This window comes from Salinisphaera sp. S4-8 (genome assembly GCF_040361235.1).
Lineage (GTDB): Bacteria > Pseudomonadota > Gammaproteobacteria > Nevskiales > Salinisphaeraceae > Salinisphaera.
On record NZ_APNF01000023.1, the window covers coordinates 1 to 15,538 of the forward strand.

Below are 15,538 nucleotides of genomic sequence, written 5' to 3' on the forward strand. Positions count from 1 at the left end.
CCACGTGACCAATCGTGCCGACGTTTACGTGCGGCTTGTTACGCTCGAATTTTGATTTGGACACGGCGACTACCTCTTATGCCTTTTGCGACTGGTTGCGGGTGAGCCCTTCGATTACATGCGAAGGTGCTTCCGAATATTTCTCGAACTGCATGGTATAGGTGGCACGACCCTGGCTCATGGAGCGCAGATCGGTCGAATAACCAAACATTTCCGACAGCGGCACTTCAGCAGACAGCTGCTTGCCGGTGGGAATGTCTTCCATACCCTTGACGGTGCCGCGACGGCGATTCAGATCGCCCATCACATCACCCATGTATTCTTCGGGCGTGACGACTTCGACGTCCATCATCGGCTCAAGCAGAACCGGCGACGCCTTGCGCGCACCATCCTTGAACGCCATCGAGCCGGCTATTTTAAAGGCGGCCTCGCTGGAGTCAACGTCATGGTAGGAGCCGTCGTAGAGCGTGACCTTGAGATCGACCATCGGGTAGCCGGCGACCACACCGTTGGTCATGGCCTCCTGCACACCCTTGTCCACCGAGTTGATGTATTCCTTGGGAACCACACCGCCGGTAATGGCATTGATGAACTCGTAGCCCATGCCCGCTTCTTCCTGCGGCTCGAGCCGCAGATAGACGTGACCGTACTGACCGCGACCGCCGGACTGACGAACGAACTTGCCTTCCTGCTCGACTTCCTTGCGGATCGTTTCGCGGTAGGCCACCTGCGGTGCGCCGACGTTGGCTTCCACGCCGAATTCGCGCTTCATGCGATCGACGATGATTTCCAGATGCAGCTCGCCCATGCCCGAAATGATGGTCTGCGCGGTTTCCTCGTCGGTACGCACTTGGAAGGACGGATCCTCCTGGGCCAGCTTCGACAGGGCCACGCCCATCTTTTCCTGATCGGCACGCGATTTCGGCTCGACGGCCACCGCGATAACCGGGTCGGGGAACTCCATGCGCTCGAGAATGACCTGCGAGTCCGGCGCACACAGCGTATAACCCGTGGTGACATTCTTCAGGCCGACCACAGCGGCAATATCACCCGCACGCACTTCCTTGATCTCCTCACGAGAGTTGGAGTGCATTTGCAGGATACGGCCGACGCGCTCTTTCTTGTTCTCGATCGGGTTGTAGACCGAGTCGCCGGAGGAGAGCACCCCGGAGTAGACACGAATGAAGGCCAGCGAACCGACGAACGGGTCGGTCGCGATCTTGAATACGAGCGCCGAGAACGGCTCTTCGTCACTGGCACGGCGCTCGATCTTGACTTCGGGATCGTTCGCGTCCTGGCCCTTGATCGGCGGCACTTCGGTCGGCGCCGGCAGGTAGTCGACGACCGCGTCGAGCATCGCCTGCACGCCCTTGTTCTTGAACGCGGTACCACACAGGCACAGGCAGATTTCGTTGTTGATGGTGCGCGTGCGCAGACCGGCCTTGATGTCGTCGTTGGACAGCTCACCGTCTTCGAGGTACTTGTCCATCAACGCTTCGTTGGCCTCGGCGGCCGCCTCGACCATCTCTTCGCGATACTTCTCTGCATCGGCCTTGAGATGATCGGGGATTTCGCGCGCTTCGAACGTACGACCTGCGTCTTCTTCGTTCCAGTAGATCGCCTGCATGCGCAGCAGATCGACCACGCCTTCGAAATCGTCTTCCGCGCCGATCGGCAGCTGGATGGACACCGGATGGGTAGCCAGACGATCGCGCATCATCTGCACGCAGCGATAGTAGTCCGCACCCAGCTTGTCCATCTTGTTGACGAACACCAGCCGCGGCACGTGGTACTTGTTGGCTTGGCGCCATACCGTTTCCGTCTGCGGCTCGACACCGGCGTTGGCGTCGAGCACACATACCGCGCCGTCGAGCACACGCAGCGAACGCTCGACTTCGATGGTGAAGTCAACGTGGCCGGGCGTGTCGATGATGTTGATGCGGTACTGCTCGGGGAACTGCTGCTCCATGCCCTGCCAGAAACAGGTGGTCGCAGCCGAGGTGATGGTGATGCCGCGCTCCTGCTCCTGCGCCATCCAGTCCATCACGGCCGCGCCGTCATGCACTTCGCCCATCTTGTGAGAGATACCGGTGTAGTAGAGCACACGCTCGGTGGTCGTGGTCTTGCCGGCATCGATATGCGCCATGATGCCGATGTTGCGATAGCGCTCGAGAGGATGCTTGCGGGCCATGAAAGTCTCTTGAATCTTGCGAAATGGAGCGCGCGAAAAACCGCGCGTCTTACCAGCGGAAGTGCGAGAACGCCTTGTTGGCGTCGGCCATCCGGTGCGTGTCTTCGCGCTTTTTAACCGCGGCGCCACGATGCTCGGAGGCATCCAGCAGCTCGCCAGCCAGACGCTGAGCCATGGAATGCTCGCCACGCTTGCGCGCTGCGTCGATCACCCAGCGCATGGCCAGCGTAGTACGGCGTACGGCACGCACTTCGACCGGGACCTGATAGGTCGCACCACCGACACGGCGGGACTTGACCTCGACCGCCGGACGGATGTTGTCCAGCGCTTCCTCGAGAATCTCGAGGGGCTCGTCGGTGCCTTTCTTGGTACCGATCTGGGTCAGCGCGCCGTAGACGATGGCCTCGGCCTTCGACTTCTTGCCATCTTCCATGATCATGTTCATGAACTTGGCCAGCAACTCGCTGTGATAGCGCGGATCGGGCAGAATTTCGCGACGCGGCGCGGATGCACGACGGGACATAGTGAACCTTTAGGTAATTCGGTGAACTAGTGCGTTCGGACTAGGACTTCGGCTTCTTGGCGCCGTACTTGGAACGGCCCTGGCGGCGTGCCTCGACGCCCGAGGCGTCCAGCGCACCGCGCACCGTGTGATAACGCACACCGGGCAAATCCTTTACACGACCGCCACGAATGAGCACGACCGAGTGTTCCTGCAGGTTATGCCCTTCGCCGCCGATATAGCTGGCGACTTCGAAACCGTTGGTCAGACGAACACGTGCAACCTTACGCAGCGCGGAGTTCGGCTTTTTCGGCGTGGTGGTATAGACACGCGTGCACACACCACGGCGCTGCGGACAGCCCTGCAGCGCGGGTACGTCGTTCTTCTGGCGCTTGTCTTTGCGGCCCTTGCGGACCAGTTGGTTGACCGTAGACACGTCGTCACCCTACTCGATCGATTAAAAATATTAAGGCAGCGCGACCCGACGTCGTGCTGCCGTTAAAGGACGGCGGATACTAATAGTGGCGCGCCGCGCTGTCAAGCACGGCGCGCCATATCACCTCAGGCCGAGTCTTCGTTGGTGGATTCCTCGGCTTCGGCCTCGTCGCTGGCGCCGGGGATCTGTTCGTCGCGCGGCAGCGCGCCTTCCAGATCCAGCGGCCCGAGACGCTCGCGGCGGCGCTGCTCGTGGTACGCAAGACCGGTACCGGCCGGAATCAGACGACCGACGATGACGTTCTCCTTGAGGCCACGCAGGTCGTCGCGGGCGCCGCGTACGGCGGCCTCGGTGAGCACGCGCGTAGTCTCCTGGAACGACGCCGCCGAGATGAACGACTCCGTCGACAGACTGGCCTTGGTGATGCCCAGCAGCAGGCGGTCGAATGTGGCCGGCTGCTCGCCCTTGGCCTCGACCCGGCGGTTTTCGTTGAGTACCGCCTGGTATTCCGCCTGTTCGCCCTGCAGGAAGGAGGTATCGCCGGCATCGACGATTTCCACCCGGCGCAGCATCTGACGCACGATCACCTCGATGTGCTTGTCGTTGATGCGCACGCCCTGCAGGCGGTAGACGTCCTGGATTTCCTTGACCAGATAGTCCGCCAGCTTGGGAATACCCTGCAGGCGCAGGATATCGTGCGGCATGGGCTCGCCATCCGAGATGATCTCGCCCTTCTCGACGTGCTCGCCTTCGAACACGTTGATCTGGCGCCACTTGGGAATGAGGATCTCGTTCTCGTAGCCTTCCGAGTCCACGATCTTGAGGCGCTGCTTGCCCTTGGTCGCCTCGCCGAAGCGAATCGTACCCGCGGCCTCGGCAAGAATCGCCGGAACCTTGGGCTTGCGCGCCTCGAACAGATCGGCCACACGCGGCAGACCACCGGTGATATCACGCGTCTTGGACGATTCCTGCGGAATACGGGCGGTGACGTCACCCACGACCACGCTCTGGCCGTCCTCGACCACCACGATGGCCTTGGGCGGCAGACTGTAGGCCGCCGGGATTTCGGTGCCCGGGAAGTTGAGCTCGTTGCCGTCGTTATCCAGCAGCTTGATCACCGGACGCAGGTCGCGATTGCCCTGGCCACGCGATTTCGGCTCGGTAACCACCAGCGTGGATACACCGGTGATCTCGTCGATTTCGCGCTGGACGGTCACACCCTCGATGAACTCCTCGAATTTCACCTTGCCGGCGACTTCCGAGATGATCGGGTGGGTATGCGGGTCCCAGTCGGCCAGACGGGCGCCGGCCTCGACCACATCGCCCTCGCCCACATGCAGACGTGCACCGTAGGGGATCTTGTAGCGTTCCTTCTCGCGATAATTGTCGTCCATGACGCCAATTTCGCCGGAACGCGACACGGCCACCAGGTGGCCGCCCTCGGCATGTTCGACCGTCTTGATGTTGTGCAGTTTGACGGTACCGGCGGACTTGACCTCGACCCCGTCGGCCGAGACCGCACGCGATGCGGCACCACCCACGTGGAAGGTACGCATGGTCAGCTGGGTACCCGGCTCGCCGATCGACTGCGCAGCGATCACGCCCACCGATTCGCCGATGGATACCTGCTCGCCCCGGGCCAGATCGCGGCCGTAGCACTGCGCACAGACACCGAACGGCGCTTCGCAGGTGATCGGGCTGCGCACGTGGACCTCGTCGATCGAGTTGACCTCGAGCAGATCCACTTCCTTTTCGGAGAGCAGCTGACCGGCGTTGAGCAGGGTGTGGTTGGTGGCCGGATCGACAACGTCGGAGGCCAACACACGACCGAGCACGCGCTCGCGCAGGGGTTCGACCACATCGCCGCCTTCGACGATGGGATACATCTTGATGCCCTGGTCGGTCCCGCAGTCGTGATCGGTAATGACCACGTCCTGGGACACGTCCACGAGACGGCGGGTCAGATAACCCGAGTTCGCGGTCTTGAGCGCGGTATCGGCCAGACCCTTACGCGCACCATGTGTGGAGATGAAGTACTGGAGTACGTTCAGACCTTCACGGAAGTTCGCGGTAATGGGCGTCTCGATAATCGAGCCATCCGGCTTGGCCATCAGGCCACGCATACCGGCCAGCTGACGAATCTGGGCCGCACTACCACGCGCGCCGGAATCCGCCATCATGAAGATCGAGTTGAACGACGTCTGGTCGATGGCATTGCCTTCGGAGTCGACCACTTCGTCGAGACCGAGTTTGTCCATCATCGCGCCCGCGATCTGCTCGTTGGCACGCGACCAGATATCGATGACCTTGTTGTAGCGCTCGCCCTGGGTCACGAGACCGGAGGTGTACTGCTCCTCGATCTCCTTGACCTCGTCCTCGGCACGCGCCAGCACGGTGGTCTTTTCTTCCGGGATCACCATGTCGCCCACGGCGATGGAAATACCCGCCTTGGTGGACATGCGAAAACCCGTGTACATCAGCTGGTCAGCGAACACGACCGTGTCCTTGAGACCGACATCGCGATAGCTGGAGTTGATGACATCGCCGACCGCCTTCTTGTCCAGCTCACGGTTGATGAGCTTGAAGGGCAGGCCCTTGGGCAGGATTTCGGACAGCATCGCACGGCCGACCGTGGTTTCCACGATCCGGGTAACCGGCGTCTGGTTATTGTCCTCGTCCACATCGACGTCGTTGATACGCACCTTGATATGCGCCTGCAGATCGACCTGCTGGGCATCATAGGCACGATAGACCTCGGAGACGTCCGCGAAGGTCATGCCCTCGCCGAGCTGATTCACGCGCGAACGCGTCATCCAGTACAGGCCGAGCACGACGTCCTGGGTCGGTACGATGATCGGCGCACCGGAGGCCGGCGACAGGATGTTGTTCGAGGCCATCATCAGCACGCGCGCTTCCAGCTGTGCTTCGATGGACAGCGGCACGTGGACGGCCATCTGGTCGCCGTCGAAGTCGGCGTTGAAGGCGGTGCAGACCAGCGGATGCAGCTGGATCGCCTTGCCTTCGATGAGCACCGGCTCGAACGCCTGAATACCCAGACGATGCAGGGTCGGCGCACGGTTGAGCATGACCGGGTGCTCGCGGATGACCTCCTCGAGCATATCCCAGACTTCCGGCTCTTCACGCTCGACCATTTTCTTGGCGGCCTTGATCGTGGAGGCCAGCTCCAGACGCTGCAGGCGCGAATAGATGAACGGCTTGAACAGCTCCAGCGCCATCTTCTTGGGCAGACCGCACTGGTGCAGCTTGAGCGTCGGGCCGACCACGATGACCGAACGGCCCGAGTAGTCGACACGCTTGCCCAGCAGGTTCTGACGGAAACGGCCCTGCTTGCCCTTGATCATGTCGGCCAGCGACTTGAGCGGACGACGGTTGGAGCCGGTGATCGCGCGACCGCGACGGCCGTTGTCGATCAGCGCGTCCACGGACTCCTGCAGCATGCGCTTTTCGTTGCGCACGATGATGTCCGGGGCGTTGAGTTCGAGCAGGCGACGCAGACGGTTGTTGCGGTTGATCACGCGACGATACAGATCGTTGAGATCCGAGGTCGCGAACCGACCGCCGTCCAGCGGCACCAGCGGACGCAGATCCGGCGGCAGCACCGGCAGCACGCGCATGATCATCCACTCGGCCTTGTTGCCCGACTGCTGGAAGTACTCCAGCAGCTTGAGGCGCTTGCCGAGACGCTTGATCTTGGTGGCCGAACCGGTGGCATTGAGTTCTTCGCGCATGCGCTGGGCTTCTGCGCCCATGTCCATGTTGCGAAGGATGTCGAGCACCGCTTCCGCGCCCATCTTGGCCGCGAATTCGTCGCCGTACTGTTCGACCGTATCGAGGTATTCCTCTTCGGTGAGCAGCGAGTACGGCTCGAGCGGGGTCATGCCCGGATCGGTGACCACATAGGCTTCGAAATACAGCACGCGCTCGATCGCGCGCAGCGGCATGTCGAGCAGCAGGCCGATACGGGACGGCAGGCTCTTGAGGAACCAGATATGGGCGACCGGCGAGGCCAGGTCGATATGACCCATGCGCTCACGACGCACCTTGGTCTGGGTGACCTCGACGCCGCATTTTTCGCAGATCACACCGCGGTGCTTCATGCGCTTGTACTTGCCGCACAGGCATTCGTAATCCTTGACCGGGCCAAAGATACGCGCACAGAACAGCCCGTCACGTTCCGGCTTGAACGTACGGTAGTTGATGGTTTCCGGCTTTTTCACCTCGCCGAACGACCACGAACGGATCGTTTCCGGCGACGCGAGGCCGATCTTGATGGCGTCGAATTCTTCGACGTCGTCGGCGCTCTTGAACAGATTCAGCAGATCTTTCATGGGGTACTCCAGATCGTGAGGGGCGTGGACACAACGCGCGGCGGTGGGTTAATCCGCCGCTGGCGGCCGGGCTTGCCGGCCGCCACCGCGTACCTCACTAATCATCTTCCTCGAGTTCGATGTTGAGACCCAGCGAACGGATTTCCTTCGTCAACACGTTGAACGATTCGGGCATGCCGGCATGCATCTGGTGATCGCCGTCGACGATGTTCTTGTACATGCGGGTACGGCCCGTCACGTCGTCGGATTTCACCGTGAGCATTTCCTGCAGCGTGTACGCCGCGCCGTAGGCCTGCAGCGCCCAGACTTCCATTTCGCCGAAGCGCTGACCGCCGAACTGCGCCTTGCCGCCCAGCGGCTGCTGGGTGACCAGCGAGTACGGGCCAGTCGAACGGGCATGCATCTTGTCGTCGACCAGATGGTTGAGCTTGAGCATGTACATATAGCCGACGGTCACCGGGCGCGAAAAGGTTTCGCCGGTACGGCCGTCGATGAGCGTGGCCTGGCCCGATTCCGGCAGTCCGGCGAGCTTGAGCAGACGACGAATCTCGTCTTCATCGGCACCGTCGAACACCGGCGTGGCCGTGGGCATGCCGCCCACGAGGTTACCGGCCATCGTCATCATCTCTTCGTCGGTGAGACTGTCGATGTCTTCCTGGGTACCGCCTTCCGTGTAGTAGGCCTTCTTCAGGAATTCCCGAATCTCGCCGACGGCCTGCTGCTGCTCGAGCATTTCGCCCACGCGCAGACCAATGCCACGTGCTGCCCAGCCCAGATGCGTTTCCAGCACCTGACCGATGTTCATGCGCGAGGGCACGCCCAGCGGATTGAGCACGATATCGGCCGGGGTACCGTCTTCCAGATACGGCATGTCCTCGACCGGCACGATCTGCGAGATCACGCCCTTGTTACCGTGACGGCCGGCCATCTTGTCGCCCGGCTGCACACGACGCTTAACGGCCAGATAGACCTTGACCATCTTGAGCACGCCCGGGGCAAGCTCGTCGCCCTGGGTGATCTTTTCCTTCTTCGACGTGAAACGACGCTCGAAGTCGGCCTTCTGATCCTTCAGGCGCTGGGCGATGGATTCGAGCTGCGACTGCGCGCTTTCGTCCTGCAGACGAATATCGAACCACTTGCCGCGATCCAGACCGTCGAGATAGTCGGCGGTGATCTTGGCATCGGCCTTGAGCTTGTTCGGACCGCCATCAGCGACCTTGCCCAGCAGCATGCTGCGCAGGCGATCGAACAGGTCGTCTTCGAAGATACGTTGCTGGTCGTTGAGGTCCTTGCGCACCTCGGCCAGCTCGTCTTCCTCGATCGACAGCGCACGGGCGTCCTTCTCGACGCCGTCACGCGTGAATACACGCACGTCGATCACGGTGCCGTCCATGCCCGGCGGCACCCGCTGCGAAGAATCCTTCACATCGGATGCCTTCTCGCCAAAGATGGCCCGCAGGAGCTTTTCTTCCGGGGTGAGCTGGGTTTCGCCCTTGGGCGTGACCTTGCCCACCAGGATATCGCCGGCCTTCACTTCGGCGCCGATATAGGCAATACCGGATTCGTCCAGCTTCTGCAGCGCGGATTCATTCACGTTCGGAATATCCGAGGTGATTTCCTCCGGCCCGAGCTTGGTCTCACGCGCGACACAGGTCAGTTCTTCGATATGCACCGAGGTGAAGCGGTCTTCTTCGACCACGCGCTCGGAGATCAGGATCGAGTCCTCGAAGTTGTAACCATGCCAGGGCATGAAGGCCACCAGCAGGTTCTGGCCCAGGGCCAGCTCGCCCATGTCGGTGGACGGGCCGTCGGCCAGCACGTCGCCGCGCTCGATACGATCGCCCGGGGCGACCAGCGGCTTCTGGTTGAGACACGTGTTCTGGTTCGAACGCGTGTACTTGACCATGTTGTAGATATCCACGCCCGCTTCGTCGGCCGAGGTTTCGTCGTCATAGACACGAACCACGACACGCGAGGCGTCGACCTTGTCGACTACACCGCCACGACGCGCGGTCACGGCGTTGCCGGAGTCGATCGCGACCTTGCGTTCGATACCGGTGCCCACCAGCGGCTTGTCGGCACGCAGACAGGGCACGGCCTGACGCTGCATGTTCGAGCCCATGAGCGCGCGGTTGGCGTCGTCATGCTCGAGGAACGGCACCAGCGAGGCGGCCACGGACATGATCTGCTTCGGCGACACGTCCATGTACTGGACGCGATCCGGCGAGGCCATGGTGAACTCGTTCTGATGACGGCAGGAAACCAGCTCGTCGACCAGATCGCCGTTGTCGTCCACACGGGCATTCGCCTGTGCGATGACGTAGCGGCCTTCCTCGATCGCCGACAGATACTCGACCTCTTCGGTCGCGCGGCCGTTCTCGACCTTGCGATACGGCGTTTCCAGGAAGCCGTAGTCGTTGGTACGCGAGTAGACCGACAACGAGTTGATCAGACCGATGTTCGGGCCTTCCGGCGTTTCGATCGGGCAGATACGGCCGTAATGGGTCGGGTGCACGTCGCGCACTTCGAAGCCGGCGCGCTCACGGGTCAGACCACCCGGCCCGAGGGCGGATACACGACGCTTATGCGTGACCTCCGACAGCGGGTTGTTCTGGTCCATGAACTGCGACAGCTGCGAGGAGCCGAAGAATTCCTTGACCGCGGCAGCCACCGGCTTGGCGTTGATCAGATCCTGCGGCATCAGGCCTTCGGATTCGGCGATCGACAGGCGCTCGCGCACCGCGCGCTCGACACGTACCAGACCGGTACGGAAGGCGTTTTCGGCCATTTCGCCGACCGAACGCACACGCCGGTTGCCGAGATGGTCGATATCGTCGGTCTGACCGATGCCGTTACGAATCGACACCAGCTCCTTCAACACATCGATGATGTCGTCATTCGACAGCACCGATTCGCCGGTCGCGTCTTCGCGGCCCAGGCGACGGTTGAACTTCATGCGGCCGACGGCCGACAGGTCGTAACGGTCTTCGTTGAAGAACAGATTGCCGAACAGGTTCTCCGCGGCGTCCTTGGTCGGCGGCTCGCCGGGACGCATCATGCGATAGATCTCGACCAGCGCTTCCAGCTGCGTGGTGCTGGGATCGACCATCAGCGTGTTGGACATGTACGGACCGTGGTCCAGGTCGTTGACGTACAACGTCGGCACGTCCTGGATGCCGGCCATGCGCAGCGCTTCAACCAACTCTTCGGTGAGCTCGGTGTTGGCGGGGGCCAGTTCTTCGCCGGTGTCGGTGTCGATGATGCCGCGCGCGAGCACCTTGCCCACGAGATAGCTTTCCGGCACTTCGAGACGGTCCACGCCCGCCTCTTCCAGCTTGCGGATATGGCGCACCGTGATACGGCGGCCTTCCTCGACGATCACGTCGGAACCGGCCTTGATATCGAACGTCGCGGTTTCGCCGCGCAGACGTTCGGGCACGAGCTCCATTTCCACGCCCTTGTCGGACAGGTGGAACATGTTGGTCTCGTGGAAGATTTCCAGCATCTGCTCGGTGTCGTAACCGAGCGCGCGCAGGAGCACGGTCGCCGGCAGCTTGCGGCGACGGTCGATACGTACGTAGACGTTGTCCTTCGGATCGAACTCGAAATCGAGCCACGAGCCGCGGTACGGGATCACGCGCGCGGAATACAGGTACTTGCCCGAGGAATGCGTCTTGCCACGATCGTGGTCGAAGAACACACCGGGACTACGGTGAAGCTGGTTGACGATCACCCGCTCCGTACCGTTGATGATAAAGGTGCCGGTGTCGGTCATGAGCGGCAATTCGCCCATGTAGACTTCCTGCTCCTTGATATCCTTGACCGGCTTCGGGTTCGCCTTGCTGTCCTTATCGTAGATGATAAGACGCACGGTCACGCGCAGCGGCGCCGAGTAGATCATGCCGCGTACGCGACACTCCTTCTCGTCGAACACGGGCTGACCGAGCCGATAGCTGACATATTCGAGCGCGGCACTGCCCGAATGACTGGACATCGGAAACACCGACGAGAACGCGGCATGCAAACCCATACCGGCGCGCTTTTCGGGATCGAGATCCTTTTGCAGAAACTGCCGGTACGAATCCAGCTGGGTCGCCAGCAGGAACGGCATCTCCAGCACTGAAGGCTGTTTCGCAAAGTCCTTGCGAATACGTTTTTTCTCGGTAAACGAGTAGGCCATGTCACTCAACCCTCTGGTTGGACTTGCTGCAAAACCGTGAGTTGTTTCGCAGCCGGTATCGCGCGCGCTTTCGGTCGGGGGCAACGGGAAAAGGCCGGCAGCGGCGCGCGCTACCAGCCAATTCTCCTAAAGCGTCAAATTATCGTTTCGAACAATGCCTTTGACGCGTCCTGCCTTACTTGAGCTCGACCTTGGCGCCGGCTTCTTCAAGCTTGGTCTTCATTTCTTCGGCTTCTTCCTTGGCCACGCCTTCCTTCAGGGTCGCGGGCGCGGATTCCACCATTTCCTTGGCTTCCTTGAGACCCAGGCCGGTGATGGCACGGACCGCCTTAATAGCGCCAACCTTGTTGTCGCCGAAGCTGGCCAGAACCACATCGAACTCGGTCTGCTCTTCGGCAGCTGCGGCTTCGCCGCCGCCACCGCCGGCCGCGGCCATCGCCACAGGCGCCGCCGCAGAAACACCGAACTTCTCTTCCATCATCTCGACGAGCTCGACCACGTCCATCACGGACATTTCGGAGATCGCTTCGAGTACTTCTTCCTTCGTAGCAGCCATTATTCGCTCCTAATACGTTTGGGGCCACACGGCCCGATTCAAATGATTCAAGCAGCCTGCTTTTCGTCGCGGACTGCAGCCACGGTGCGGGAAAGCTTGGCGACCGGCTCGCGCGTGGTCCGGGCCAGCTTGTCGATGGGTGCTTTCATCACACGCATCAGCTGGGACAGGGCCTCGTCACGGGTCGGCAGCTTGGCCAGACGGTCGAGCTGATCGCCGGGCAGCAACTGCCCGTTGAACGAGATCGCCGTCACCTTCAGGGCTTCGTGATCCTTACGAAAATCACTGACAACGCGCGCCGCCGAACCCGGATCTTCCAGGGAGAACCCCAGAATGACCGGCCCGACGAAGGCATCGCTCATGCATTCGTAATCGGTGCCCTTCAGGGCCAGCTTGGCCAGATTGTTCTTGACCACCTTCAGATACGCACCACCCTGACGGGCGTTTACGCGAAGGGCGTCCATCTGACCAGCGGTGAGACCGCGGTATTCCGCAAGTACTGCGGAATGCGCACGATTCGCCACGTCGCTGACTTCTGCCACCATGGCCTGCTTGGCTTGAAAACTCATGGCCATAGTCATCACTCCTTGAGCAAACCGACGACACATGCCGCCGGATGATTGACCGGACACGCCCGAAGACATGCCCGTCGACGACTGCCGCTTGGCACTTAACGCGCCGCACGACACACGTCATCTACGTAGGCTGGCGTTGTCGCCTTTAAGAGCCGACACCCTCGGCTCGCCTAACGGTCTTTGACGACGCAGCCATCCAAAGAGCGGGCTGCGCTACAAAGAACTCATCGATCGGCGGCACGCCATGCGACGTGCCGCCGAATATCCACTAGGCCGCGTTCGAACTCGCAGCGTCCACGGCCAGCCCGGGACCCATCGTCGTCGACAGCGACACCTTCTTGAAATACACGCCTTTGGCGTTCGCCGGCTTGGCCTTGCGCAGATCAGCGATCAGCGCAGCCAGGTTTTCCTTGAGCGCGGCGTTTTCGAAATCCACCTTGCCGATCGCGCAGTGGATGATGCCGGCCTTGTCGGTGCGGTACTGCACCTGACCGGCCTTGGCGTTCTTGACCGCGGTTTCCACGTCCGTGGTGACCGTGCCGGTCTTCGGGTTCGGCATCAGGCCTTTCGGCCCCAGGATCTGACCCAGACGACCGACCACCGGCATCGCATCCGGCGTCGCCACGACCATGTCGAAGTTGATCTCACCGGCCTGAACCTGCTCGGCCAGGTCGTTGAAACCGACCACGTCGGCCCCGGCGGCCTTGGCCTTTTCGGCGTTGTCGCCCTGGGTGAACACGGCTACGCGCACACTCTTGCCGGTGCCGTTGGGCATGACCGTCGAGCCACGCACGTTCTGGTCCGACTTGCGCGCGTTCACGCCAAGATTCACGGCCACTTCGACCGACTCGGTGAACTTCGCACTGGAGAGCTTCTTGAGCAGATCGAGCGCTTCGTCGACCGGATAGACCTTGACCGGATCGATCTGATCGCGGATGGCGGCCTTGCGCTTGGAAATCTTCGCCATGGCTTAGCCCTCCACCTTGATGCCCATCGAGCGGGCACTACCAGAAATGATGCGCACTGCCGCATCCATGTCGGCCGCATTCAGATCGGCCCACTTGGTTTCGGCGATCTCTTCGACCTGCGCGCGGGTCACGGTACCGACCTTGTTGCGCAGCGGATCGGCCGCACCACTGGTGATCTTGGCCGCTTTCTTGAGCAGAATCGCCGCCGGCGGCGTCTTCTTGACGAACGAGAAGCTGCGATCCGAGAAAACGGTGATGACCACCGGAATCGGCAGACCGGGCTCGATATCCTGCGTTTCGGCGTTGAACGCCTTGCAGAATTCCATGATATTGACGCCGTGCTGACCTAGCGCCGGACCCACGGGCGGGCTCGGGTTGGCCTTGCCGGCCGGGATCTGCAGCTTGATATAGCCTGCAATCTTCTTGGCCATTGAACTACTCCTTCAGGTGCATGCGCCGCGGGCCTGCCCCGGGCTCCCTGTGACAACGAATACGGCGCGTCGTGCGCCGCGGTGATGAATCAGCTCTTTTCGACCTGATCGAATTCCAGATCCACGGGTGTCGAACGCCCGAAGATCGTGACCGCCACACGTAGACGGTTCTTTTCGTAATTGACTTCCTCGACCACGCCGCTGAAATCGGCGAACGGGCCGTCGATGACGCGCACTTCCTGACCCGGCTCGAACACCGTTTTCGGGCGCGGCTTCTCGACCGACTCTTCGACGCGATTGAGGATCTGATCGGCCTCGGCATCGGTAATCGGTGCCGGCCGATCGGCCGTACCACCAATGAAACCGAGCACACGCGGCACACTCTTGACCAAATGCCAGGTGTCGTCGTTCATTTCCATGTGTACGAGCACATATCCCGGAAAGAACTTGCGTTCGGTGGTGCGGCGCTGGCCATCCTTGACTTCGACCACCTCTTCGGTGGGGACCAGAATGTCGCCGAAATAATCTTCCATGCCATGGCGTGCCGCGTATTCCTTCAGGGAATCGCGCACCTTCTTCTCGTACTGCGAGAAGGCATGAACCACGTACCAATGCTTGGCCATAAGTATTCGCCTTGCGCCTAGCGGCCGGTCAGAAGTTGCACAGCCCAGGCGAGCACAATATCCAGCGCCCAAATGAACACGGCCAGAATGAGAACCACGACCACGACCATCAATGTGGTCTGCACCGTTTCGCGGCGCGTCGGCCAGACCATGCGGCGCAACTCGGTACGCGACCCCTGGATATAAGACCAGGCGGTCTTGCCGATCGCGGTCTGCAGCGCTATGGCGATTGCAACCGCGGTGCCGCCCAACAGGCCAAGCACGCGCACGAGGTCGGTATGCGCCGTGAAATAGTAGTAGCCGACCATGCTCGCCAGCAGCACGCCAATGGCTAGCCATAGCAGCGCTGTGTCGAGCAGGGAGCTCGTACGTTTTTCTTGGGTTGCCATCGACGACTCGACCAAAAAGTGGAAATGCCTGCCTACGTGGCAGGCCAGGAGGGACTCGAACCCCCAACCTGCGGTTTTGGAGACCGCTGCTCTGCCAATTGAGCTACTGGCCTATGCGCGTAAACTCATTGCCCGCGAAAAAGACGGCGGATGTTAGCACAGTTTCCAGCTTTGGCAACTGCCCCGCCGTTTTCGCGACTACAAACACGAAAGCGGCGCTACGCGCGATTCGGCTTCAGACCGACCGTGCGCACGCCGCAATCGCGTTATTCCACTATTCCGTAATCTTGGTCACGACGCCGGCACCCACGGTGCGGCCGCCTTCACGAATGGCGAAG

General features: G+C 61.3%; 11 protein-coding genes and 1 tRNA gene. All 12 read right to left on the bottom strand.

Annotation, left to right across the window (positions count from 1 at the left end; genetic code table 11):
* Window positions 1-76: 76 nt before the first annotated feature.
* Window positions 77-2,191, bottom strand: coding sequence for an elongation factor G (gene fusA / locus S4A8_RS18760; protein WP_353180108.1), 2,115 nt, complete (start codon window positions 2,189-2,191; stop codon window positions 77-79).
* A gap of 49 nt (window positions 2,192-2,240) precedes the next feature.
* A complete protein-coding gene (gene rpsG, locus S4A8_RS18765) occupies window positions 2,241-2,714 on the bottom strand; it encodes a 30S ribosomal protein S7 (protein WP_006913625.1) in 474 nt (157 codons plus the stop codon).
* A 40-nt stretch (window positions 2,715-2,754) separates the two neighbouring features.
* The gene (gene rpsL, locus S4A8_RS18770; RefSeq protein WP_006913624.1) at window positions 2,755-3,129 is read right to left on the bottom strand and encodes a 30S ribosomal protein S12; all 375 of its coding nucleotides are present in this window, start codon (window positions 3,127-3,129) and stop codon (window positions 2,755-2,757) included.
* 125 nt (window positions 3,130-3,254) lie between these two features.
* Complete coding sequence (gene rpoC, locus S4A8_RS18775; protein WP_006913623.1) at window positions 3,255-7,478, bottom strand: DNA-directed RNA polymerase subunit beta'; 4,224 nt, start codon at window positions 7,476-7,478, stop codon at window positions 3,255-3,257.
* A 97-nt stretch (window positions 7,479-7,575) separates the two neighbouring features.
* A complete protein-coding gene (rpoB, locus tag S4A8_RS18780) occupies window positions 7,576-11,658 on the bottom strand; it encodes a DNA-directed RNA polymerase subunit beta (protein ID WP_353180104.1) in 4,083 nt (1,360 codons plus the stop codon).
* A gap of 175 nt (window positions 11,659-11,833) precedes the next feature.
* Window positions 11,834-12,214: a 50S ribosomal protein L7/L12 gene (gene rplL / locus S4A8_RS18785; protein WP_353180103.1), complete on the bottom strand. Its 381-nt coding sequence runs from the start codon at window positions 12,212-12,214 to the stop codon at window positions 11,834-11,836.
* Between the two features lie 47 nt (window positions 12,215-12,261).
* Window positions 12,262-12,783 (bottom strand): 50S ribosomal protein L10, encoded by a 522-nt coding sequence (gene rplJ, locus S4A8_RS18790; RefSeq protein WP_353221300.1) that lies wholly within the window; start codon window positions 12,781-12,783, stop codon window positions 12,262-12,264.
* A 274-nt stretch (window positions 12,784-13,057) separates the two neighbouring features.
* Window positions 13,058-13,756, bottom strand: coding sequence for a 50S ribosomal protein L1 (gene rplA / locus S4A8_RS18795; protein WP_353221296.1), 699 nt, complete (start codon window positions 13,754-13,756; stop codon window positions 13,058-13,060).
* A 3-nt stretch (window positions 13,757-13,759) separates the two neighbouring features.
* Window positions 13,760-14,188 carry a 50S ribosomal protein L11 gene (gene rplK / locus S4A8_RS18800; RefSeq protein WP_353221297.1) on the bottom strand — a complete coding sequence of 143 codons (429 nt, stop codon included), beginning with the start codon at window positions 14,186-14,188 and terminating at the stop codon, window positions 13,760-13,762.
* Between the two features lie 89 nt (window positions 14,189-14,277).
* Window positions 14,278-14,811 (bottom strand): transcription termination/antitermination protein NusG, encoded by a 534-nt coding sequence (nusG, locus tag S4A8_RS18805; RefSeq protein ID WP_353221298.1) that lies wholly within the window; start codon window positions 14,809-14,811, stop codon window positions 14,278-14,280.
* Window positions 14,812-14,828: 17 nt separating this feature from the next.
* Window positions 14,829-15,200 (bottom strand): preprotein translocase subunit SecE, encoded by a 372-nt coding sequence (secE, locus tag S4A8_RS18810; RefSeq protein ID WP_353221299.1) that lies wholly within the window; start codon window positions 15,198-15,200, stop codon window positions 14,829-14,831.
* 37 nt (window positions 15,201-15,237) lie between these two features.
* A tRNA-Trp gene (locus S4A8_RS18815) sits at window positions 15,238-15,313 on the bottom strand.
* Window positions 15,314-15,538 lie beyond the last annotated feature (225 nt).